Here is a 22,366-nt window from a genome sequence, read left to right as displayed (position 1 = left end):
TCGCGGACCAGAGCGGTGAGCGCCATCACGGGCGCCATCGGTATCGTTCCCACGATTCGACGCTATCAGGATCGATTCCCCCTGTCACGGCGCGGGTCGAGCGGGCGTGCGAAGGAACACCGTCAGGAACACGCCCACGAGACTGATCGCGGCGCCGAATCCGAAGGCGGTGGCGACGCCACCCGCCAGGGCGGCCAGTCGATCGTCGCTCGTGGCCGAAGACACCGTGACGCTGAACAGCGTGATGAACAGCGCCGTCCCGGCCGCCCCCGACACCTGCTGCAGGGTGTTGACGATCGCGCTGGCGTGCGAGTACAGGCCGGGCGTGACAGACCCGAGGGCGGTGGTCATCAGCGGCGTCACCATGAGCGCGGTTCCGATGCTGAGGAGGACGTGCATGGCGATGACCGCCCACACGGGGGTGTCGGCTGCGAGGGTCGAGAAGGCGGCCATCGCTGCGGTCACGATCACCGCACCGGGCACGATGAGGATCCGAGGCCCGACCCGGTCGTAGGCCATGCCGACGAACGGCGCGAGAACGCCGGACAGGATGCCGCCGGGCAGAAGCATGAGACCTGCGACGTACGCGGGCTCACCGAGCACCCCCTGGATGAAGAGCGGCAGCAGGATCAGCGAACCGAACAGGGCGATGGAGACGACCACGATGGCCGCTGTCGAAAGGGTGAACGGCAGGCTGGTGAACACGCGGGGATCCAGCAGCACGCGATCGGTGTCGCGAAGCGCGAACTGCCGCCAGACCAGTCCCGCCAGGGCGAGCGTGCCCACCGTGAGGGGAATCCACACCGGCATCCCCTCCTCGCCTCCCGCGCGCTCGCCGATGCTCGCGAGACCGTAGATGAGCCCCGAGAAGCCGACCGCCGACAGCACGAGTGAGCCGAGATCGAAGCGCGCGGGCGCGGTGGGCGTCACCGTCCGAAGCCAGATCGCGCCCGCGATGAGTGCGATCGCCGCGACCGGGAGCACCGCGACGAAGACCGACCGCCATCCGGATGCCGACACGAGAATGCCCGAGAACGTCGGGCCGAGTGCGGGGGCAGCGGCGGTGACGATCGTGACGAGGCCCATCGTGCGGCCGCGGCGCTCGGGTGCCACCAGTTGCATCACCGTGGTGAACAGCAATGGCAGCATGATGGCCGTCCCCAACGCCTGCACGACGCGAGCGACCAGCAGCACGTCGAAGGTGGGTGCGGTCGCTGCGACGAGGGTGCCGAAGGTGAAGACCCCCATGGCCGTCAGGAAGTTGCGACGGAGCGGGAGTCGCCGCAAGAGGACACCGGTCGTCGGGATGACGACCGCCATCGTCAGCATGAAAGCAGTCGTCAGCCACTGGGCTGAGGTCGCGGAGACGCCGAAATCGCTCATGATGCGGGGGATCGAGACCCCCATCGCCGTCTCGTTGAGGACGACGACGAAGGCCGAGATCAGCAGCAGCGCGATCACGGGGCCGGTGCGGCGGGATGCCGCGGTGCGGGCGGGGAGGAAAGGGGTGGTGGTCATGACTCTCCTGGTACTGCGTTTGGAAACGGTACTAAGTACCGTATGTGTACGACGTGCTAACGTAGCACCATGTCCTCATCTCGTGCGACCGATCGACCCCAGCCCGATCTTCGCGAGCGTCGACGGCGCGAACTCGTGCGGGGTATCGCGGCTGCCGCCGTCGAGCTCTTCGAGCGGCAAGGATTCGGCTCGACGACGATCGACGACATCGCCGCCGAGGCCGGGATCTCGCGAACCACGTTCTTCCGCTACTGCGCCACGAAGGAAGCGGCGGTTCTCGTCGACGACGCAGGGCTCGAAGCGGAGCTGATCGCCGTGGCCAAGGAGGCGCCGAAACGAGACCCGCTCGCGCACCTCGAGCAGGCCTGGGCCGACATGGCGGCGGTGTTCGATGCTGATGCCGAGGGGAGAGATCGCTTTCTGCTTGTCCGGCGGTTGATGCGCGAGCAACCCGCCCTCCTGGCGGCGGGGCTCGAGCGCGATGCGCGGTTGGCGGCGCATCTCGCGGATGCCCTGGAGGCGGGGGCGGGTCTGTCCTCACTCGATGCTGCAGCGGTGGCCGAGAGCTTCGCCGTAGGGATACGTCTCACCTTCGACGAGTGGGTGCGCCGGGTCGACGATGCCCCCACGCCGTCGACGCCCCCGCTCACGAGCATCTATCGAGATGTCCGCTCCGCGCTCGCGCGTGCTCGCGGAGGCGCGGCGTCGTGACATCCGAGTTCAGTGCCGCATTCTGGGACAGCCACTGGGAGGAGCGAGGCGACGATCCCGCACTGCCGCCGCATCCTGCACTCGAGACCGAGATCGCCGACCTCGCTCCGGGCGCTGCTCTCGAGGCCGGCAGCGGTGAGGGTGCCGAAGCAGTCTGGCTCGCTGAGCACGGCTGGAGGGTCACCGCTGTCGACCTGTCGGCACGGGCGCTGCGGCGTGCGGCGGCGCGGATCTCCGATCCCCGCATCGCGATGCCCGTCGAGTGGCTGCACGCAGATCTCACCACGTGGGAACCGCTGCACCCGTTCGATCTGGTCACTACGTTCTATGCCCATCCGGCGATGGCGCAGGACGCCTTCTACGCCCGCCTCTCCCGCTGGGTCGCTCCCGGTGGCGCTCTGCTGATCGTCGGGCATGAAGAGGCTGGTCGGCATGACGCTCCGCGGGAAGCGGCGCACTCGCATCCGTCCACTGCCGTGACCGCTCCCCGTCGCATCCTCTCCGTCCTCGACGAGGGGGAGTGGGCGGTCTCGACCGCCGACGTCCGTGAGCGCATCGTCGGCATTCCCGGTGGGGGAATCCGGACGCTGCGTGACGTCGTCGTGCGGGCCACGCGACGCTTGTGATGATCGCGTCGGCGTGCTCGCAGATCCGTGCCCTCAGCGACGCCCACGGCAGGCGGTGGTTTTCGGTGGTGTGGGATGAGTGCAGGGACGACTGATGATCGTCACACGGTCGCGCGCCGGCATTCCTCCGTCGGGCTTCGAGGCTAGAAGGGTGCGGGTTCGTTTGGATTGTCGACGGGTTGGTCGGTGATCCGAAACTCTCCGGCGAAGGTGGTCCATTTCACCCACAGATCGTCGGGGACGTCCTCTTCGGGGGAGAAACGCACCCCATGGCCCGGTGGGTTGTCGACGTACACCCGCCCGGTCGGGGAGGTCCATTCGATGACCCCACCGTCGAGTTGCTTCACTTTCCAGGCGGTGAACTGTTTCATGCTGTGGTGCCGTTGGCACAGGCAGCACAGGTTGCAGATCTCTGTCTTCCCACCGAGGGCGGCGTCGTGGTTGTGGTCCACCTCACACTTCCTCGCGGGCATCCGGCACCCCGGCCACCGACAGTGCTTGTCGCGACCCTTGAGGAACCGGTCCATCGCTGCAGTCGGCCGGTACTGGTCCACCGCCATCGTCAACCCCGTGACCGGGTGGGTCAGCAGCCGCTCCCACGTCCCGTCACTGTTCCCCGCCAACAGCCGCGCCGTGTCGGCGTCGATGGGTCCGACCCCGGCGAGATCGCACGGGACATCGCTCTGACCCATCAGGGCCATGACGGGGATCACGACCTGCACCTTCGCCTTGATCGCCCCGAGCCCGCCCGGGCGGTCGCCGTGACCGGTCGGGTCCAGGCTCGGGGTGGCGGTGAGGAGCAGGTCGGCGAACAGGTCAGCGCGGACCTCGTCCAGGGATCGGGTGTCCGGCGTAACGTCCGTATCCGCCCCGGGTTCTCGGGCGGTGATGACCGCGTGGGCTTCGTCGGTGATGCGTTGGAAGATCCCCTCGATCAGCACCGTGGAGTGCACGGTCCGCAGCTCCGACATCCCGTCCCCGATCGGGTAGCGGACGATCTTCCGCTCACGAAACGCCCCCGCGTGCCGCTCGGTCAGTGTCCGCGGGTTCATCCGCTCGGCGAGGATCTCCAGATCCGCGCGGGCACGACCCGGGGTCTCGTCGAGACAGATCTCCGCCGCGAGCTGATCGAACTCGCCCTTGAGCTCGAGGGGCACGCGCCGCCCGATGTCCTCCACCACGGCCACATGCGCCCGGGTGATCAGCCCCTTCTCTAGGCAGTGCACGGTGGCCGGGTAGTCGTTCACCAACGCGAAAGCAGAATCGATCTGGCGTTGCACCGCCCGGTCCGACAGTCGCACCGCCGCGGCGATCTCGGCCGCCACACCCCGCAGCGCCATATCCCGATCCCGCACCACCGCGGTCGACCCCTCCGCCAGCCGCGCCGCGAATGCGCCCGCTTTCGCGAGCACCCGGGTCTGTGCCGCCTCAGCTGCCGCGAGCAGACCCTGCGCCTCCTCAACCTCCGCGAGGATCCCGGTCAGCTCGGACCGGTCCTCGTCACTGAGGAGGGTGAGCCGCGGGTTCGAACGCATGTATGAAGCATCCCACCACCCTCCGACATTCGACTTCGAAACCCTCAACCTCCGGTTGAACCAGATTCACCCGGTGCGAGACACGCATCAGCTCGAGAATCGCAGACCTGCCTCGGCGAGAGCGGTATCGAGCGTGCGAACCGCTGCTGGGCCGACACCGTGCAGAGCGGCGATCTCGTCGCGGGATCGCCCCGCAACATCCATCAGGGTCCGAAGGCCCGCGCTCTCGAGCGCGCGCAGGGCGGGCCTCCCGATTCCTGATGGAAGACCGTCGGACGCGGCGGACACCGCGCCCTCAGTCCTGATGGCCGGAGGAGGCTCCGTACCGCGCGGCGATCTCGCCGGGATCGACCCAGCGTGAGTAGGTCGGCTCCTGCGGCCACCCTTCGGGAGAGTCCTGCCAATCCTCCTGGCGCCCCCACGGCAGCAGGTCGACGAGGGCGAAGGTGTGGCTGAGCTGCTCGGTGCCGCGTCCGTTGGTGTGCCACGTGCGGTAAACGGCGTCGCCGTCGCGGAGGAACACGTTCACGGCGAACCCGCCCCCGGCCGGAGCATCCATATCGGCCCCGAAGGGACTGTTCGCGGTCGAGTACCAGTCCATCCGGTTGCCGACCTTCTCGCGGTAGGCGAGGGCCTCATCGATCGCGCCCTGGGTCACGACGACGAACTGCGCGTCGTAGTGGTCGAGGAACCCGAGCCGCGTGAACTGCGAGGTGAAGGACGTGCAGCCGCCGCACTGCCACTCGGCTCCGGGCTCCCACATGTGGTGATACGTGATCAACTGCGACCTGCCCGCGAAGAGATCGACGAGCCGCACCGGTCCGGACGGGCCGTCGAGCACGTAGTCGGGGAGCTTCACCATCGGAAGTCTCCGCCGCTGGGCGGCAATCGCGTCGAGCTCACGGGTGGCGGCCTTCTCGCGAGCGCGCAGCGCAGCGAGCTCGCTGCGCCACTCGTCTTCGGTGACGATCGGGGGGAGGGCGGATGTCGTGGTGCTCATGGGTTTCCTTTCGTCGATGAACGGATGCCGCGGTTCAGCGCACCGCCGACCGGAGGTCTTGGCCGGCCTCACCGACCGCTGCCGATGATTCCGACTCCGCTTCGTCACCCGGCTCGGCAGACACGGGGGGCGGCGCTGTGGCGTACGCCCGCGACAGCCGTCGGTACGGTGCCGAGGCGAAGGCCAGCAGCACGACGATCAGCAGGATCGCGCTCGCCGCGACGAAGACCAGGGCGATACCGCGGGCCTCGCCCGGCCCCAGCAGCCAGCCGAGAGAGGACTGACCCGCCTGGGAGTTCATGTACGGGATCAGCCAGAACTGCGCGAGTGGCCCGACGATGAACGCCGACACCGGAGCTGCCGCCGACTCGACGCTGGCGGCGAAGCCGAAGACGCGCCCCTGCGACTCGAAGGGCACGACCCGCTGGATGATCGTCTGCTCCGACGCCTCGGCGATCGGCATGAGGCACATGAAGATCAGCAGCCCCAGCGCATACAGCCACCACCACTCGCGGATCGCGAAGGTCATTCCGAGGATCGCGATGGCGACGTTGACGAGAAGGAGAGTTCGCACAGGGTTCTTGCCCAGACCGAACTTGGCCACGAGGCCTCCGCCGATGATGAAGCCGAAGCTCGTGATGCCGAGGATGATGCCCCATACCTCGACCGAGAAGAGCTCGAGGCCGTACGGGTCCATGAGCGCCATGAAGACGCCGCCGACGAGGTTGTTGAAGGTGGTGAACAGGATGAGGGCGAGGAGCCCCGGAACAACGATGACCGCGGGGATGACGCCGCGGAAGCCCGTCTGCGGTACGACGCCTTCCACGTGCACCACGCCGCGTTCGGGTATCGGCACGAAGAGCAGGTGGGTCAGCGCCACGGCGGTTGCGGCGATCGCGATGACCACGGTCCACCCCATGCCGAGGAGGCCGACGGACAGGCCGGGAACACACTCGTGACCATGAAGGCGATGCCGTGGACGGCGCCGACCAGTCCGTTGGCGCGGTCGCGCCGGTCGGAGGGGATCAGCAGCGTGACGGTGGTCGACAGTGCGATGTTGCGGAGGTTCTCGACCACTCCGCCGATCAGGATGACCCCGGCGAACAACCAGAACCAGGGTCCGCCCCAGTCGACCAGCACGCTCTCGGGGAACGACAGGTACAGCGCCCCGGCCAGGAGGTAGGTCACCAGCGTCACGGTGCTCGAGAGCAGCATGACGGCCTTCTTCTTCATGTGATCGACGAGGACCCCGAACACGACGCCGAGAAGAGCGACGAGGAGCATGTACGACCCGCCGATGATGGAGGTCGCGAGCACCGACCCCGTCTCGAGGTAGGCCCAGAAGGTCAGCGCCCACCACAGGTAGCTCGACGTCACGTTCGCGACGGCGGTGTTCACGAGCACCTGATAGAAGGCCCGCACCGTCCGGGGGCCGGGGGTGTACGCCGCGGCATCCGTGGTCTGCGTGCTCATCGTTCTCGTTCCCGTCGTGGTGAAGCCGGCCGGCCCGCCTGCTGCGGTAGACTCATGTTCACACCGTGAACATCGGCGGTGGCGCCAATCTACACACCCGAAGCGGAGGAGGCAATGGCCGATTCCGCCCGCACGTATCATCACGGCGACCTCCGACATGCGCTCGTCCAAGAAGGGCTCGCGCGGGCGCGGGAGGGAGGGCCGGGAGCCGTCTCCCTCCGAGAGATCACCCGCGCCGTCGGCGTCTCGCCCAACGCCGCGTACCGCCATTTCGCCGACCGCGACCACCTCGTTCGCGCGGTCGCCGGGCAGGCGCAGCGACTGCTGGCGGAGGCGATCGCCGCGCGTGTCGCCGCCACCCCGTCCGAACTCGGCCGCGCTGCGGCATCCATCGAGCGGCTCCGTCGCGTGGGCCTTGCCTACATCACCTTCGCCGTCGATGAGCGCGGCTGGTTCGAAACCGCCTTCTTCACCCAGGACACCCGAGCCAGCGAGGGGATCGTCACGCTCGACGACGAGATCGTCGCGCCCTTCCGGCTGCTGATGGATGTGCTCGACGAGATGGTGGATGCCGGCGCGCTCGACCCTGAGCGCCGCCCCCTGGCCGAATGGCCGTGCTGGTCGGCGGTGCACGGCTTCGCCGACATCGCCGTGCACGGACCGGTGCGCTGGCAGCCGCGCGAGCTCATCGACGCCCTGGCGGCGAGCGTCGTCGACTCGGCGATCGTCGGTGTGCGCGGCACGACCGCGCCGCCCGGAGAAGCATAGGCGAGGGCGAGCTCGTCGTCACCCCGGTGCAGAGAGGCGTCGATCCGCGGTGTACTCGGGTGTCCACCACCGAGGAGAAGAGGACCACATGAGCGGCTTCAGCGAAACCACCCCCGAACGCGACGAGCAGGCGGGCCTCGAGGTCGTCGGCGAAACGAGCCCCGGCGTGGCGGACACCACGGTCGGGGGCGAGGACGACCTCGCCCAGCTCGAGTTCGAGGGGCGCCTTCCCGACGCCGACACCGTCGCCGCCGACGGCCCGGAGGAGCCCTACCTCGACGAGGCGCTCCAGCCCGAGACGCAGGGAGAGGACCCCGTCGCCGCCGAGCTCGGCGAAGAGGGGCAGGGCGATCTCGCGCCCGAAGACCTGTAGATCCCCGCGCCGGGCGTCGGCCGGGTGTCAGGCCGGGGCGGGGGAGCAGTGCCAGCGGGCCTCTTTCCAGCCCTCCGGGGTCCGCTTCCACACGATGGTGGCGACGCACGGGTTCTCCATCACGGTTTCACCGATCTGCACCCGTTGGACGAACGTCACCACCGAGTAACCCATGTCACCGACCTCCTGGCCGTGATACGCCGTCACCCATGACGACAGTGCGGCGCCCGCGGCCCGCATCGCCGCGAAGTTCGTGGTCATGTAGGCATCCCACTCGTCCTTCGTCTCGATCACGACCGACCGTCCCTGAGGATCGACGTCGACGATGCCGTAATCGTCGTCGACCATCGCACGGAGGGCGTCGAGATCGAGCGCGTTGACGGCGTCGAGCAGAGCCTGGGTCTGCGGCCGGAGCGGATCGTCGGGCATGGTCTCCTCCTCGAGTGCTCACCCCCATCCGAAGCTATCGCGCTGCGAGGACCGGATGGGCGGTGATCGCCGCGTCAAGAGGGGAGATCGGATGCCGCGCCGCGGCCACAATGGAGACATGATCTCCATTCCCACGGTGACCCTCAACGACGGTGTGTCCTTCCCTCAGGTGGGGCTCGGCACCTACAACCTGCGCGGAGCGGAGGGCTCGGAGGCGATCATGGCGGCGCTCGACACCGGCTACCGGCTGCTCGACTCCGCGGTCAACTACGAGAACGAGCGCGAGGTCGGCGAGGCTGTGAGGCGGTCATCCGTCCCTCGCGACGAGATCCTCGTGACGTCGAAGATCCCCGGGCGTGAGCACGGCCGCACCGAGGCGGTGCAGAGCATCCGCGACTCGCTCGACCGGCTCGGCCTCGAGCGCATCGACCTTCACCTGATCCACTGGCCCAACCCGAGCGTGGGGAAGTACGTCGACACCTGGCGCGGGATGATCGAGGCGCGCGAGGCGGGCCTCGTCGGATCGATCGGGGTGTCGAACTTCACCGAGGAGATGCTCACCGAGCTCGTCGACGCCACCGGGGTCGTTCCGGCCGTCAACCAGGTGGAGCTGCACCCCTACTTCCCGCAGAGGAGACTCCGCGCCTTTCACGACGAGCTCGGCATCCGCACCGAGAGCTGGAGTCCGCTCGCGCGCCGCAGTGAGCTCCTCACCGAGCGGGTGATCGTGCGCCTCGCCGAGGCGCACGGGAAGACCCCGACGCAGATCGTTCTGCGGTGGCACGTCGAACTCGGCAGCACCGCGATCCCGAAGTCGGCCGATCCCGCCCGTCAGCGCGAGAACGCCGACATCTTCGACTTCTCCCTCACCGCCGACGAGGTCGCCGAGATCTCGCGACTCGAGCGCGGCCGGCTGTGGGACGGCGACCCGCTCACACACGAGGAGATGTAGGGCTCTCGCGCACCTCCGCGCCGACCGTCCCGAGCCGCGCCGCACTCAGTGCGGAACGATGACGCAGTCGCTGCCCGGGGAGAGCATCGATTCGTGACCGTCGTCGAAGCGGACGACCAGGAGCGGATCCTCGGCGTGCCCGCGGACGCCGGTCACCACGCCGGTTCGTTCCGCCGCGCCCACTGTTCTGCCGTGGATGATGACGCGATCGCCGATCTCAGCCATGACCATCACCTCCTGGCGCCAACGATACGACTGCTTCCGCGCCGGCACCAGAACCGTCCGACCTCACGAGGCGGGACCGCCGACCCGCTCACGCGCGGCGAGACGTGAGCCACTCCGCGTAGGTCTGGTAGCCGCGCCGGGGCTCGCCGACGGGAAGGCCGAGGCCGTCCCGGAGGGCCTTCATCTGCTTTCCCGGCAGGCTCACCGATGGCGTCCACACTTTCTCGTCGAGGGTGCCGGCGTAGTCCTGCACCATCCGGTCGAGAGCCTCCTCGAGCGGGCCGGCGATCTCCTGCGCGCGTCCCTGCGGGGCGCCGACGGCGACCTCGGCGAGGTAGGCGCCCACCTCCGCGGCGGCGACGGGCTGGAGGCGAGCCCGCGGTGCGAGGTGGATCGGCCCGAAGGCCGCCTGCCGGTAGATCTGGGCCGCGAACTCATGGAACTGCGTCGCGCGGACGATGCTCCACGGCACCGCGCCCGCGGCGACGAGGCGCTCCTGCGCCACTTTGCCGGCGTAGTAGTCGTACGGCATGCGGTCGACGCCGACGATGGAGAGGGTCACCAGGTGCGACACCCCCGCCCGCTCGGCCGCGGCGAGAAGGTGCCGGGTGCCGGCCTCGAAGAACGCGACCGAGGCCTTGGCGGAGAGCGTGGAGAGGTTCGTGGTGTCGATGACGGCCTCCGCGCCGACGAGCGCGTCATCCAGTCCGACACCCCCGGCGACATCCACGCCGGTCGATCGGCTGAGCGCCACGGCGTCGTGCCCCTTGTCGCGAAGCGCACGCACGGCGTGCGCGCCCACGGTTCCCGTTCCTCCGACGACGGCGACCTTCATCGGCACCCCTCTCCTCGTCCACAGCATGCCGTACCCGGTCGGGCTTCGCAGCACAGGCCTCGGTTAGCGTGGGGGAATGCCCACCCCCTTCGATGCGCTCGACGACTACATCGCCCTTCCCCGCGTGGAGGGTCTGGCCCTTTCACCCGACGGCGGCACCGCGGTGCTGACCGTGGCTGCGCTGAAGAAGGATGCCACGGGATACGAGCGTTCTCTTTGGGCGGTGCCCGTGCGAGGAGACGGGGCGCCGCGGCGCCTCACCCGGTCGGCGAAGGGGGAGAGCGGCGCGGCGTTCACGCCGGACGGCGACATCCTGTTCGTCTCGGCGCGCGATGACATCGAATCGGATGTCGAGGAGGAGTCGGGCCAGCTCTGGCTCCTCCCGGCGCAGGGCGGCGAAGCCCGCCCGGTGACGCGGCTCGCCGGAGGCGTGAGCGGTATCGCCGCGACGGCGGAGCAGACGGGACGCGTCGTCGTCTCCGCCCCGTTGCTGCGTTCGGCCGCATCGATCGAGGATGACGCGGCGCGACGCGCCGAGCGCTCGAAGAAGAAGGTCTCGGCGATCCTTCATGACACCTATCCGGTCAGGTTCTGGGACCACGATCTCGGCCCCGCCGAGCCCCACCTGCTCGCGATCGACCTCGAGGGCCTCGCCGACACACTCGCCGCGGCCGTGGAAGACACCGCCACCGAGGAAGCGGAGGTCGTCGCACACCTCACGGCCGAGGCGACCGAGCCGACCCCCTACCCGACGACCCTGCCGCGCCCGACCGATCTGATGCCCGCTCCCAGCCGAGCCCTCCGGCACGCCGAGGCCGCGCTGAGCCCCGACGGCGCCACCCTCGTCGCCAGCATCGATCGCCCCGAGGCGCGCGGCGGACGACGGGTCCTCGTGAGTGTCGACGTCGCCAGCGGAACGACCACCGTCCTGCGCGACGAAGACGGCTTCGACATCGAGATGCCCGCGATCAGCCACGACGGCACGCGTCTGGCCTTCCTCCGCACCGCGGTGTCCACCCCCTCAGGACCGACCGAACAGGAGCTCTGGGTTTCGCAGCTCGACGGGTCCGACGCCCACCGCGTCGCCGCCGACTGGGATCGCTGGCCGTCGTCGATCGCCTTCGCCGCGGCGGATGACGCACTGATCGTCACCGCTGACGACAACGGGCGCGGCCCGGTCTTCCGGATTCCGCTGGAGGGCGGCCCTGGCGGAGAGGACGGCGAGGTCACGTCGATCGTCTCGGACGACTTCACGTACTCGCATGTCCGCATCGATCGCTCGGGCGGGGGTCTGGTCGCACTCCGATCCTCGTGGCTCGTTCCCCCGCACCCCGTGCGGATCGACCCGTCGGGCGAGGTGACCCCCCTGGCCACGCCTGCTCCCGCGCCGGCCATTCCCGGCCGCATCACCGAGGTCGAGACCACCGCCGACGACGGCGCCCGGGTGCGGGCATGGCTCGTGCTCCCCGAGGCTGCGTCGGCCGAGGCGCCGGCCCCGCTGCTGCTGTGGATCCACGGAGGCCCCCTGAACAGCTGGAACGCGTGGAGCTGGCGGTGGGCGCCGCTGCTGGCCGCGGCACGCGGCTACGCCGTGCTGCTTCCCGACCCGGCGCTGTCCACCGGGTACGGATTGGACTTCATCGCCCGCGGCTGGAACAGCTGGGGCGGCAAGCCCTACACCGACCTCATGGCGATCACCGACGCCGTCGTCGCGCGCGATGACATCGACGAGTCCCGTACCGCCGCGATGGGTGGCTCGTTCGGCGGATACATGGCCAACTGGGTCGCCGGCCACACCGATCGGTTCCGCGCGATCGTCACGCACGCGAGCCTGTGGGCACTCGACCAGTTCGCCGGCACGACCGACAGCTCGGACTACTGGCAGCGCATCTTCACGCCCGAGGCGATGATCGAGCACTCACCGCACCGCTTCGTCGCCGACATCCGCACCCCCGTCCTCGTCGTTCACGGCGACAGGGATTACCGGGTGCCCATCGGCGAGGGACTGCGCCTCTGGTCGGACCTCGCCGAGCACCATGCCGACGACGACGGGCGCATGCCGCACCGTTTCCTGTACTTCCCCGACGAGAATCACTGGATCCTGAAGCCCCAGCACGCCGTGGTCTGGTACGAGACGGTGTTCGCGTTCCTCGCCGAGCACGTTCTCGGTGAGGAGTCCGCGCCCCCGACCGTCCTCGGCTGACGCGCCGAACGCGGGCCAGGCGTCGCCCTACAGTCGGGCCCCGTCGTCGTCGGGGTCGTTCAGCCCGACCTTCTGGCCGCGCCACGACTCGTAGGCGATGAGCCACCCGATCGACACGGCGGCCGCGACAGCGAGCCCGAGCCCGACCGATCCCCAGATCAGTCCGAACAACGCGCCCCCGGCGAAGATGAGGATGCTGCCGATCACCCAGTTGGTGCGGCCGCGAGGCCAGCCGGTGCGAGAAGCCATGCGCTCAGCCTACGGCGGTGCTCAGCGGTCGCGGTGGTCTTCGGGGTGCACCCGGGGACCGCGCCGCTGCTCCCGCACTCCGCTCAGGCCGATGAGGCGGATCACGCGCTGACGGTGGCCCTTCCAGGGGGCGAGCAGTTGCAGCATCCCGTCGTCGTCCGTGCGCGCACCGGTCAGGGCGAATCCGACCTCGTGGGCCACGTGGTAATCGCCGACGCTCACGGCGTCGGGGTCGCCGAAGGCGCGGATCCGCGTCTCGGCGGCGGTCCACACTCCCACCCCGGGGAGGCTGGTGAGGACGCGGTCGCGCTCGTCGCCCGTCGCGGCGGCATGGGTGGCCTGCTCGATGCGCGTGCCCCGCTGCGCGGCGGCGACGAGCGTGCGCGCCTGCGGTGGCTCGAGCCCGGCGCGATGCCAGGCCCACGACGGAACGTGCCGCCAGCCGTCGACCGACGGCGGTGCGTACATCGGCACCGGCGTCGGGCCGGGCGCGCGCTCGCCGAAACCGCGGACGATGCGCCGCCACGCGGCGAAGGCCTGCTTGCCGGTGACCTTCTGCTCGATGATGGCGCCCGCCAGCGCATCGAAGACGAGGTCGGTGCGGCCGAGGCGAAGGCCCGGATTGCGTCGGTGGGTCTGGGCGATGAGCGGGTGACGCGACGCATCGAATCCGTCGAGGTCGTCGTCTCTGCCGCAGAGCGCGGGCAGCTGATCGATCGCCCACGCCGCCCCCGGGCCCCACGCCGCCCCGCGCACCGCGCCGCCGGCGGCCTCACGGATCGCGATGGTCGCGACGCCCTCCGGCGTCCGGCACGCGCGCCAGATCACCGGGCCGTCATCGATGTGCGTGGGATCGCCGTAGCCGCGGCGCTGGAACAGCAGCACGCGACGCAGGTCGAGCGGATGCCGCGGACGGTACTCGGTCTCGATCGGCGGGCCGCTCGCGGGGGTGCCCGGCACCGCTGCGAGATCGGCCCGTAACCGCGTGCCCGACCGGCGCGGAAGCCGGGGCGGAACGGGCGAGGTCACCCCCTCACGGTACGCCCGTCCACCGACATCCGTCCCCGTGTCCGTGAGGGGTCCGCCGTCGCTTATGCTCGCCGAGGAAAGGAAGGTGCATTGATCACTCCCGTCGTGCCCGCAGTGAGAATCGTGATCCCCTGGCGCCCGGCGCCGTCACGTCTGGACGCGTTCGATCGCGTCGTCGCCTGGTATCAGCAGAACCTCCCGGGGGTGCCGATCCTGACGATCGACACCGGAGATGATCCGTTCGTGTTGGCCGCCTGCCGCAACGCCGCGATGCGCGATGCGGCGATCGACGAGGTGGTGGTCATCGGCGATGCCGACACCCTTCCCGAACGCGAGCCGCTGCTCGCCGCCATCCGTGCCGCCGCGACGAGCGATCTGGTGCACCTGCCCTACGACGAGTACCGCTGGCTCGGCCGCACCGGGTCGGCGGACTACGCCGCGGGCGTGCCCCTCGACCGTTGCACGGTCGAGCAGTTCGTCGACGGCGCCTGCTCGGGCATCTATGTGGCCACGCCCCGGACCTGGGCGGCGCACGGAGGACAGGACGAGGGGTTCCGCGGCTGGGGCTTCGAGGACGCCGCCTGGTACCTGGCGCACACGACGCTCCTGGGTGCACCCCCGCGCAGCCACCGGGGTCGGGTCTACGCCCTGCACCACGTCGGAGAGGTGCGTGCCGGAACCGCCTACGACGCCAATGCGGCGCGGATGGAGCGCTATCGCGACGCCGCGCACGATTCCGATCGGATGGCCGCGCTCGTCTTCGGGTACGACGACCTGGATGCCGCGGTGCTGGCGGAACTCGGTGGCGAACCCGACGCCGTGCCGGACGCGGTCAGCTGAGCATCGCCGTCAGCTGACTCCGCGCACCTCCCGCGCCAGCGACTCGTAGGCGATCCGCGGCCCCGGGTGCGCGCGCTGCGCTGCTGCGATGCGTCCGAGCACCGCTCGACCCGTGAAGCCTGGATCGGCGACCTCCCGGAGCGCCTCGGCGAGGGCGTCGACGTCGTCGCGGTTCGGGTCGAGCGCGCGGCCGGTGCCGGTGCGCTCGATCGCGGCGGCCCCGGCGAACTGGTCGGTGGAGAAGGGGAGCACGACGAGCGGAACCGCCTGGCCGACCGCCTCGGTGACGGAGTTGTTGCCGCCGTGCGTGACCGCCGCCGCGGCTGCGCCGAGCAGACGCACCTGGGGCAGGTAGTCGGCGACGAGCCATCCGGCGGGCACGTCGCCGAGGGCCGAGGCCGGGGTCGTACCTGTCGCGATCGCCGCGCGGAGCCCGGCGCGGCGGAGCGCGTCGGCGATGCGGGCGAGCACGTCGTCGCGGACCGACAGGAAACTCCCGAGGCTGACGTACACGAAGGGCTCTCCGCGCGCGATCCAGGCGTCGACGTCGGCGGCGGCCGGCTCGTCGCGCGGTGTGGATCCGAGGAAGCGGTGGGGCGGCAGCATCCGCCCATCGCCCTCGGCGAGCTCGGCGGGATAGTTGAACAGCGTGGTCTCGCCGTGCACCAGGAAGGCGTCGTCGACCGCCCTCGCGCCGGGGTCCAACGCCACGGCGGTGGTGTTCCACTGGTCGGTGAAGCGGCGAGCGACCTCGTCGCAGAGCGCCCGCAGGTCGGCGAGCTCCGCCGGGTCGGGCCGGAGGGTCGACGGCCACGCCGGCGGGTAGCCGTACACCTCGCCCGGTACCGGCAGCGCGCTGGGATGCCCCAGCACCACGTCGCCGTAGGCGATCCCCGCGGTGTGGAGCGCGAGCCGCGCACTGAAGGCGAGGTGGTCGACGAGGATGGCATCGGGCGCGACCTCGTCGATGACCGCCAGGGTCGCGCGGGCTCGCTCGACCGGCTGCCACATCAGGTCGGTCAGGCGCTCCCGCGCCTGGTAGGCGAGCGTGGGCACCATGCCCCGCCGGGTGGCGGCGAAGAACCCCTCGAGAGACGCCGCCTCCGCGGCATCCTGCTCCGACGATCGGATGACACGGGCATTGGCTCCGCGCCCGAGGGGGAGGTCGGTGCGCCGGTACCCGAACTCCGCCACGATCGGCGCGGTTGCGGGGCCTGTGGCGACCACGACGTCGTCGCCGGCGCTCTGCCAGGCCGTCGCGAGCGCCGCGAGGGGGAGGAGGTGCGAGGCGTAGTCGGGGCTGATGACGAGGAGGGTCACGTCAGCAGTCCCGCGGTGCGGCGCAGCTCCGCCTCGTGCCGGGCGACGTTCTGATACATCGGGATGAGGGTGGCCGCCATGCCTTGGATCGTGAACCGCTCGGCCACGAGGGTGCGGGAGCGCTCGGCGCGGCGCGGATCGCCGTCGGCGGCAGCATCGAGCGCCCGCCCGATCGCCGTGACGAGGGCCTCCCGGTCGGCGGTGTCGGTGAGGAAGCCGGTGTCGCCGTCGTCGACGTAGGTGGCGGGTCCTCCGCTGTCGGGGGCGACGACGACGAGCCCGGTGGCCATCGCCTCGAGGATCGCCAGGCCGAACTCCTCTTTGACGCTCGCGCAGACGTACGCTCCGCCCGGGGCGACGGCGCCGGGAATGCCGAACCGTGCGGCGGCGAGCCAGGCGGCCGCGACGTCGTTCGAGCGGTGCCCGGCGACGACGAGGCCCCGTTCGGCCCGCTCGGGCTGCGGGACCGAGCCGTCGATGAGGTCGAGCTGCTGCTGCTCATCACCCGACGGGTGGGCGAGGTCGCCGCCCACGACGAGCAGGTTCGCACGTGCCGACAGGTCGCTGGCGGCCCATGCATCGACGAGCGCGGCCATCCCCTTGATGCGGTGCATACGGCCGACGGTGACGAGCAGCGGGAGTCCGCGACGTTCGGGGGCGAGGCCGTCGACCAGGGCCGCGAGCTCGGCGAGCGCGCCGTCGGGCTCGGCGCCGGCGGCGACCCCGACGGCGCGGGAGAGGGCGTCGTCGACGACCGCGAGGTCCACGCCCTCGGCGACGACGGTGTGGCGCTCGGGGTGGGAGGTGAGGTCGATGCCGATGAGCGCCCGCATGTCGCGCTCGAGCTCGGGCCGGGGGAAGAACACCGAGTGAGCGGCCGAAGCGGCAAGACTCTGGACGAGGTGGCTGCGGAACCAGAAGTGCTCGGTGCGGTCGATCTCGCCGAAGTCCTCACGCGACAGTCGTCCCGACCGCTCGAGCGAGGCGATCACGCTGTGCGGATCGGGGGCGACGGTGAACACCGTCGGGATGCCGAGCTCACGCGCGACATCGGCGGCAGCCAGGCTGCCGACGTCGGCCATCCTGAGATGCAGCACATCGACGCGCCCCGCGGCGCGCAGAAGCCGACGGATGCCGCGACGCACCGTCACCCGCAGATGCCAGGCTGTCGCCGACGAGGCCGGAATGCTCGTCAACGGCACATGTCCGTAGAGGTGGCCGCGCTCGCCGCCGGCCATCTGCAGCAGATCGGGCCCCGCCTGCGCGACCGTTCCGCGCGAGAGGGTGAGCACGCGATCGACGACCGAGCTGTCGGAGATGAGGGCGTCGCCGAGCCGCACCAGCAGGGTTGCGATGCCGCCGTTGTCTCCGGCGCCGGAGGCTGAGAGGGCGGGGTCGATGTCGGCATGGAGGAAGAGCTGGGCGACGGTGAGGCCTCCCTCGCCGCCGGCATCGTCGGCCGACGTGCGGGTGTGCGGCGGATCGGCATCGATGAGGGCGAGGCGTGCGAGGTCGCCGACGAGGCCCCCCTCGGCGACGAGGTCTTCGAGGTGGGCGATGACGTCCGGATCGGCGCGCTGCCCGAGCGCCGCGATCGCCGCCTCGCGCACGATCGCGGGGGCGGTCGTGTCGGCGGCGAGCGCGCACAGCGGCGCCGTCGTGAGCGGATGGCGCACCAGACCGAGCGTCTCGGTGAGGCGCACGCGAGCCTCGACGCCGACCTCGCCGGTCGTGGCGCTGAGCAGGGCGACGGCGAGGAGTTCGCCGCTGCCGGCCGCCCACTTCTCCAGCGTGTGCTGGGCGAGCATTCCGGTGAAGCCGCCGGCGATGACGAGTGCGATGAGGGGCGCGATCGCGGCGGCGCGCGCCGGGCGACGCCCCAGAGCCCAGGCCGCGTGCTCGACGACGAATCGGCGCTCATCGTCGAGGAGGGTCACCAGCAGTGCGCCTGCTGCTTCGTCGTTCATCTCGGCGAGGGCATGGACGGCGGCGATCGCCGCGATGTCGTCGGTGCCGACGAGCGCGGCCGACAACACGCGCAGAGTGCGGACCCCCGGGTCGCGCCCGGCCTCGAACGCGACGTCGTCGGCGGCCTGCAGAGCCTGCACGATCGTGGGCGCTTCGATGATGCGGTCCATCGCCGTCTGGATGCCCATCGCTGCCTCCGAAGCGGTCACCGCCCGATCGGCGATCGGACGAGGTGCGGTGACCCGCTCGGAAGTCTACGGTTGTCCGGGTGCCGGAGGACCGGCTTGACGTGAAAGGACCATGCGTGAACGTACTGACCATCGGCGACATCGGGGTGCTCGGCGGCATCATCCACATCGGTGACGAGGCGATGTTCGAGGTCGCGGCCGTCGAGCTCTCCGCCCGCGGTGGTCGTGTCATCGGGGTGTCCTCGGCGCTGGAGGAGTCGGCGGAACGCTATGGGCTGACGACCGTCGATCGTCTGGGTTTCGTCGGACTCGAACGCGCGGTGGCGCGCGAGCGGGCGTCGCTTCTTCGTGCCGCGGCGGCCGGTGAGGCCGAGCTGGCATCTGGCGACCCGGCGCGCGGAGCGCTCGACGCTCTGAGCGAAGCCTCGGGCGTGCTCATCGCCGGCGGCGGCAACCTCGCTTCGCGCTGGCCGGTTCACGTGTACGAGCGGACCACCCTCGCGGCGATGGCCCGCGCGCGGGGACTTCCGGTGGTCGTGAGCGGTCAGACCTTCGGGCCCGACCTCGACACCGAAGACGCCGAACGCGTCGCCGGCATGACCCGTGACGCCGCGTGGACGGGCGTGCGCGAGCACGACTCCGCCGCACTGGCGCGGTCGTGGGGGGCGCGGGTCCACGCCGGCGTGGATGACGCCTCCTTCCTCGCCGGCAGCGAGGACGCGCCGGCCGAGCCATACGTTCTCGTGAGCCTGTCGGGGTGGTTCGCAGGACGGCCCGCCGATGTCGTCGAGGCCGGGATCGCGCGGTTGCTGGATGCGGCGTCCGACGCCGTCGGACCCGTCATCTTCCACGCGCACTTCGGTCCGGTGGCCGCAGGTGCGGAGCCGATGGGCGATGCGGCGCTGCACGAGCGGGTGCGGGAGCGGATGACACGCGGGAGCCGCGTTCTGCCGAGCGGTGATTCGCGGGGTGCGGCGGCGCTGGCGCGCCGCGCGCGGCTGCTCGTCACGAGCAGATATCACCCGGCGGTCTTCGCCGCCCCGGCGGGAGTGCCGGTCCTCGGCCTCGCCGCCGACGACTACACCCGCATCAAGCTGAGCGGCGCGCTCGGGCACTGGGGTCAGACGGGTGTCGTCGATCTCGATGACCTGAGCGGCGCGCCCGAACGCCTGCGCGAGCTCGACGCGCGACGCGCGGAGATCGCCGATGCGGCCTCGGCGCGGTTCGAGCCGCACCGCGCCGACGCGGTGCGGTGGTGGGACACGGTCGCCGAGTCGCTGCGGTGAGCGGCGTCGCGCGGATCCGCCCGTATCGCCGTGGCGATGCGGCCGCCACGCTCGCGGTCTTCCTCGATGCCGTGACCGTGACCGCCGCGGCCGACTACTCGCCGGAGCAGATCGCGGCGTGGGCCCGTCCGGAGGATCGGAGCGTCGCGGAGTGGGACGCCCGGAGGCGGAGCCGCAACACGTACGTCGCCCTCGTGGATGACGAGGTCGCAGGATTCTCCGACGTGAGTGCCGCCGGATACGTGGACATGATGTTCGTGGCGTCCCGCCACGCGGGCGGGGGAGTGGCCACCGCACTCCTGGCAGCGCTGGAAGAAGAGGCCCGGGCGCTCGGCGCGACCCGGCTCTTCGCCGACGTGAGCATCACCGCGCGCCCGTTCTTCGCTCGGCGGGGCTTCACCGTGCAGGCGGAGCAGCGTCCCGTGAGGGCAGGGGTGGAGCTGGTCAACTTCCGCATGGTCAAGACCCTCGGCGGGAGCCCGCCGGACTGATTAGAAGCGGTCGGGCGAGGGCGTTCCGTGGCCGAACCGGATGACGACGTCGGCGTGACGGTCGAAGCGGTAGCCGACACCGCGGACGGTGCGGACGATGTCCTCGTAGCGGCCGAGCTTGGCCCGCAGGCGACGCACGTGCACGTCGATGGTGCGCTCGCCCGGGGCGTCGTGCTCCTCGGCGCCCTGCCAGAGGGAGGCCACCAGCTCGGCACGCTCGATCGTGCGCCCCTCGCGCAGGACGAGGTACTGCAGCAGCTCGAACTCCTTGAAGGTCAGCGCCGCCGACTCGCCGTCGATGACCACGCGCTTGCGCGAGATGTCGACGACCACACCGCGGACCGTCTCGTCATCCTCTTCGGGCTCGTCGGGCTTGGTGCGGGCGACCGCGGCGGGCTCCTGGAGGGCGAGGCGCACGACGTCGACATCGCGGCCGCCGGCGCCGGCGGGGGCGAGGGCCACCGTGGCGTAGGTTTCGGCGTCGGGGGCGAGTTCGGCGAGGGTGCGGCGCAGCGCGTCGACGAGGACGGGAAGGCTCACGCCCGAAGCCTGTGCCTTCGCCTCGTCGAAGCCGACGTAGAGGGCGAATCCACGCGGGGCGGTGCCGGGCGGAAGGTGGCGCTGCGTGGCGCCCGATGCGGGCTGCGCGGCGGCGGGCTTCGTCGCGGCGGCGGTGGGGGCGTCGTCACCGATGCGCGGAACGGCGCGGAGGTGACGGGCGGGGGCGGGACGGTCGAGAAGAGCGGTGGTCGACATGATGATGTTCCTCGAGGGAGCGGAACCCGCGGAGTCGGGGTTCGAAGAAGTGCTGCGAATTCGGCCGGTGGGGCCGGGCTCGAGACATCCGCTGCGCTCAGTGGTGCGCGAGGAGGACGAAGTCTCGGGGGACGTGTCGCGCGTCGCCTGCGCGGGTAAGCGGAGCGGCGACGCTGATGTCCGGCGGGATTACCGAGTCAGCGGCACATTCGACAACACATGACAACGCGGCCGGCCACCATCATGCCGGCAGTCCCGTTCGCCTCCCAGGCGGACAGAGAGCGTGCGTCGTCAGTCATGCGCTGATTATGACCGATCGCCCCCGTTCTTTGCAAACTCCGATATCGAGGAGTCCGGATGCCGCGGGCGACGTCCGCACCCATTTGTTGCGATCTGCCTCAAACCTCTTGTGCTCCTCGCGGAGGATGTGCCACCATCGTCGAAACGCTTCCGCGAAGCGCTTCGACATTCCTATCCACACCCGACGACGGAGTCCCCATGGCGAAGATCGATGAGGTGGCCAAGGCCGCCGGCGTCTCGATCAGCACCGTGTCCTATGCCCTCAGCGGCAAGCGACCGGTCTCGGCCGACACGCGACGCCGGATCGAGGAGGCCGTTCAGCGTCTGGGGTACAGCCCGAACGCCGGTGCCCGCATGCTCGCCGGGCGCCGCACGCGCATCTTCGCGCTGACCGAGCCGCTGCGGAAGGACACCCACGCGCCGACCCACATGGCGTTCGTCCTCGCGACCGCGGTGGCCGCGCGCCGCAACGACTACGACGTCCTTCTCTTGACCGACGAGGACGCACAGGCCGGCATGCGCCGGGTCGCCTCCAACCGGCTGGTCGACGCGATCCTCGTGCTGGATGTCGCCCCTGACGATCCCCGCGTCGCACTCGCGCGGGAGATCGATACGCCCACCGTCTTCATCGGCGTGCCGAACGACAACGAGGGTCTCGTCTGCGTCGACCTCGACTTCGAGGCGGCCACGCGAGAGGCGGTGGCGCGGATGGCGCGGGCCGGCCACGCGCGCATCGGACTCGTCGGACAGCCCGAGGTGTCGTACTCGCGATCGAACTTCCCCCCGCGTGTGCGCGACGAGTTCCTCGCAGCGGCCGGGATGTTCGGCGTCGCGGCCGAGTTCCGCGCCACGGGGCACGAGCACGCCACCGATGCGACCGTGCGCGCGGCCACGGGGGAGCTCCTCGACGCCGGGGTCACCGCCCTTGTCCTGCACTGCCCCGAGGAGTCGCACCGCGCAGTGCTCGCCGAACTCGCCGGTCGCGGGCTGCGCGTTCCCGACGACATCTCGGTCATCTCCGTCGCGCCGACCTTCGACACCGCCGGGCTCCCTCGCCCTCTCGACGCTCTGCCGCTCGTCCCGCAGGCCTCGTGCGACCTGGCCGTCGACCTCGCTCTGACGTTCTTCGACGGGGACCGCCCGGCCCCCGGCATCCGCTTGATTCCACCCGCCTATCTCGACCACGGCTCGCTCGCGCGGGTTCCCGACGCCTCGGCGCCGGTCGTGGCCGGTTCCGTCGTCGCCTGACCCCGGAGCCTCCCGTCCTTTCCGCTTGCGCTTCGTCGAAGCG

Annotated in this window: 21 protein-coding genes and 1 pseudogene; 10 read left to right on the top strand and 12 right to left on the bottom strand. The window is 70.7% G+C overall.

What is annotated here, in order from left to right:
• Positions 1 to 84 precede the first annotated feature (84 nt).
• Entirely contained in the window at positions 85 to 1,518 is a 1,434-nt protein-coding gene (locus FBY40_RS15540; protein ID WP_141939656.1) for a DHA2 family efflux MFS transporter permease subunit, read from the bottom strand.
• A gap of 69 nt (positions 1,519 to 1,587) precedes the next feature.
• Between FBY40_RS15540 and FBY40_RS15535 the strand changes: the two genes are divergently transcribed.
• Positions 1,588 to 2,229, top strand: coding sequence for a TetR/AcrR family transcriptional regulator (locus FBY40_RS15535; RefSeq protein ID WP_141939655.1), 642 nt, complete (start codon positions 1,588 to 1,590; stop codon positions 2,227 to 2,229).
• Positions 2,226 to 2,855: an SAM-dependent methyltransferase gene (locus tag FBY40_RS15530; protein ID WP_141939654.1), complete on the top strand. Its 630-nt coding sequence runs from the start codon at positions 2,226 to 2,228 to the stop codon at positions 2,853 to 2,855. The genes FBY40_RS15535 and FBY40_RS15530 overlap by 4 nt, the downstream gene beginning before the upstream one ends.
• 143 nt (positions 2,856 to 2,998) lie before the next feature.
• On the opposite strand, the gene FBY40_RS15525 is transcribed toward FBY40_RS15530, so the two are convergent.
• The 3 genes and pseudogenes from FBY40_RS15525 to FBY40_RS17700 all read right to left on the bottom strand — a co-directional run bounded on the left by FBY40_RS15525 (position 2,999) and on the right by FBY40_RS17700 (position 6,863).
• A complete protein-coding gene (locus tag FBY40_RS15525) occupies positions 2,999 to 4,390 on the bottom strand; it encodes an HNH endonuclease (protein ID WP_141939653.1) in 1,392 nt (463 codons plus the stop codon).
• Positions 4,391 to 4,685: 295 nt separating this feature from the next.
• Positions 4,686 to 5,390, bottom strand: coding sequence for a DUF899 domain-containing protein (locus FBY40_RS15515; protein WP_141939652.1), 705 nt, complete (start codon positions 5,388 to 5,390; stop codon positions 4,686 to 4,688).
• A 34-nt stretch (positions 5,391 to 5,424) separates the two neighbouring features.
• Positions 5,425 to 6,863: pseudogene (locus tag FBY40_RS17700) on the bottom strand (MFS transporter).
• A 114-nt stretch (positions 6,864 to 6,977) separates the two neighbouring features.
• Here FBY40_RS17700 and FBY40_RS15505 point away from each other — a divergent pair.
• Positions 6,978 to 7,631, top strand: coding sequence for a TetR/AcrR family transcriptional regulator (locus tag FBY40_RS15505; RefSeq protein ID WP_141939651.1), 654 nt, complete (start codon positions 6,978 to 6,980; stop codon positions 7,629 to 7,631).
• Positions 7,632 to 7,719: 88 nt separating this feature from the next.
• Entirely contained in the window at positions 7,720 to 8,004 is a 285-nt protein-coding gene (locus tag FBY40_RS17590; RefSeq protein ID WP_235014950.1) for a hypothetical protein, read from the top strand.
• A gap of 27 nt (positions 8,005 to 8,031) precedes the next feature.
• Here the strand turns inward: FBY40_RS17590 and FBY40_RS15495 are convergent, their stop codons facing one another.
• Positions 8,032 to 8,433: a nuclear transport factor 2 family protein gene (locus FBY40_RS15495; RefSeq protein WP_141939650.1), complete on the bottom strand. Its 402-nt coding sequence runs from the start codon at positions 8,431 to 8,433 to the stop codon at positions 8,032 to 8,034.
• Positions 8,434 to 8,551: 118 nt separating this feature from the next.
• Here FBY40_RS15495 and FBY40_RS15490 point away from each other — a divergent pair, with 118 nt between their 5' ends.
• Positions 8,552 to 9,385 carry an aldo/keto reductase gene (locus FBY40_RS15490; RefSeq protein ID WP_141939649.1) on the top strand — a complete coding sequence of 278 codons (834 nt, stop codon included), beginning with the start codon at positions 8,552 to 8,554 and terminating at the stop codon, positions 9,383 to 9,385.
• 45 nt (positions 9,386 to 9,430) lie between these two features.
• On the opposite strand, the gene FBY40_RS15485 is transcribed toward FBY40_RS15490, so the two are convergent.
• Positions 9,431 to 9,610 carry a DUF1918 domain-containing protein gene (locus FBY40_RS15485; RefSeq protein WP_200830001.1) on the bottom strand — a complete coding sequence of 60 codons (180 nt, stop codon included), beginning with the start codon at positions 9,608 to 9,610 and terminating at the stop codon, positions 9,431 to 9,433.
• An 88-nt stretch (positions 9,611 to 9,698) separates the two neighbouring features.
• Positions 9,699 to 10,499, bottom strand: coding sequence for an SDR family oxidoreductase (locus tag FBY40_RS15480; protein ID WP_327437051.1), 801 nt, complete (start codon positions 10,497 to 10,499; stop codon positions 9,699 to 9,701).
• Between the two features lie 22 nt (positions 10,500 to 10,521).
• Here FBY40_RS15480 and FBY40_RS15475 point away from each other — a divergent pair, with 22 nt between their 5' ends.
• Positions 10,522 to 12,648, top strand: coding sequence for a S9 family peptidase (locus FBY40_RS15475; RefSeq protein ID WP_141939647.1), 2,127 nt, complete (start codon positions 10,522 to 10,524; stop codon positions 12,646 to 12,648).
• A gap of 27 nt (positions 12,649 to 12,675) precedes the next feature.
• On the opposite strand, the gene FBY40_RS15470 is transcribed toward FBY40_RS15475, so the two are convergent.
• Both FBY40_RS15470 and FBY40_RS15465 read right to left on the bottom strand, forming a co-directional pair.
• Positions 12,676 to 12,897 carry a hypothetical protein gene (locus FBY40_RS15470; protein WP_124294127.1) on the bottom strand — a complete coding sequence of 74 codons (222 nt, stop codon included), beginning with the start codon at positions 12,895 to 12,897 and terminating at the stop codon, positions 12,676 to 12,678.
• Positions 12,898 to 12,918: 21 nt separating this feature from the next.
• Positions 12,919 to 13,857 carry a DNA-3-methyladenine glycosylase family protein gene (locus FBY40_RS15465; protein ID WP_141940230.1) on the bottom strand — a complete coding sequence of 313 codons (939 nt, stop codon included), beginning with the start codon at positions 13,855 to 13,857 and terminating at the stop codon, positions 12,919 to 12,921.
• A gap of 159 nt (positions 13,858 to 14,016) precedes the next feature.
• Between FBY40_RS15465 and FBY40_RS15460 the strand changes: the two genes are divergently transcribed.
• Positions 14,017 to 14,766, top strand: a complete 750-nt coding sequence (locus FBY40_RS15460; protein ID WP_141939646.1) for a hypothetical protein — start codon at positions 14,017 to 14,019, stop codon at positions 14,764 to 14,766.
• 9 nt (positions 14,767 to 14,775) lie between these two features.
• On the opposite strand, the gene FBY40_RS15455 is transcribed toward FBY40_RS15460, so the two are convergent.
• Together FBY40_RS15455 and FBY40_RS15450 are read right to left on the bottom strand one after the other, a co-directional pair.
• Complete coding sequence (locus FBY40_RS15455; protein ID WP_141939645.1) at positions 14,776 to 16,086, bottom strand: nucleotide disphospho-sugar-binding domain-containing protein; 1,311 nt, start codon at positions 16,084 to 16,086, stop codon at positions 14,776 to 14,778.
• Positions 16,083 to 18,263: a glycosyltransferase gene (locus FBY40_RS15450; protein ID WP_235014948.1), complete on the bottom strand. Its 2,181-nt coding sequence runs from the start codon at positions 18,261 to 18,263 to the stop codon at positions 16,083 to 16,085. The genes FBY40_RS15455 and FBY40_RS15450 overlap by 4 nt, the downstream gene beginning before the upstream one ends.
• Positions 18,264 to 18,358: 95 nt before the next feature.
• Between FBY40_RS15450 and FBY40_RS15445 the strand changes: the two genes are divergently transcribed.
• Positions 18,359 to 19,528, top strand: coding sequence for a polysaccharide pyruvyl transferase family protein (locus tag FBY40_RS15445; RefSeq protein ID WP_141939644.1), 1,170 nt, complete (start codon positions 18,359 to 18,361; stop codon positions 19,526 to 19,528).
• Positions 19,525 to 20,019 carry a GNAT family N-acetyltransferase gene (locus tag FBY40_RS15440; RefSeq protein WP_141939643.1) on the top strand — a complete coding sequence of 165 codons (495 nt, stop codon included), beginning with the start codon at positions 19,525 to 19,527 and terminating at the stop codon, positions 20,017 to 20,019. The genes FBY40_RS15445 and FBY40_RS15440 overlap by 4 nt, the downstream gene beginning before the upstream one ends.
• Here FBY40_RS15440 and FBY40_RS15435 read toward each other — a convergent pair whose 3' ends face one another.
• Positions 20,020 to 20,775, bottom strand: a complete 756-nt coding sequence (locus FBY40_RS15435; RefSeq protein WP_141939642.1) for a winged helix-turn-helix domain-containing protein — start codon at positions 20,773 to 20,775, stop codon at positions 20,020 to 20,022.
• 498 nt (positions 20,776 to 21,273) lie between these two features.
• Here FBY40_RS15435 and FBY40_RS15430 point away from each other — a divergent pair, with 498 nt between their 5' ends.
• Positions 21,274 to 22,323 carry a LacI family DNA-binding transcriptional regulator gene (locus FBY40_RS15430; RefSeq protein WP_141939641.1) on the top strand — a complete coding sequence of 350 codons (1,050 nt, stop codon included), beginning with the start codon at positions 21,274 to 21,276 and terminating at the stop codon, positions 22,321 to 22,323.
• Positions 22,324 to 22,366 lie beyond the last annotated feature (43 nt).

It is taken from the genome of Microbacterium sp. SLBN-154 (assembly GCF_006715565.1).
Taxonomy (GTDB): domain Bacteria; phylum Actinomycetota; class Actinomycetes; order Actinomycetales; family Microbacteriaceae; genus Microbacterium.
Note: the sequence above shows the minus strand (reverse complement) of the source record. Positions and strands in the feature narration are given on the sequence as shown.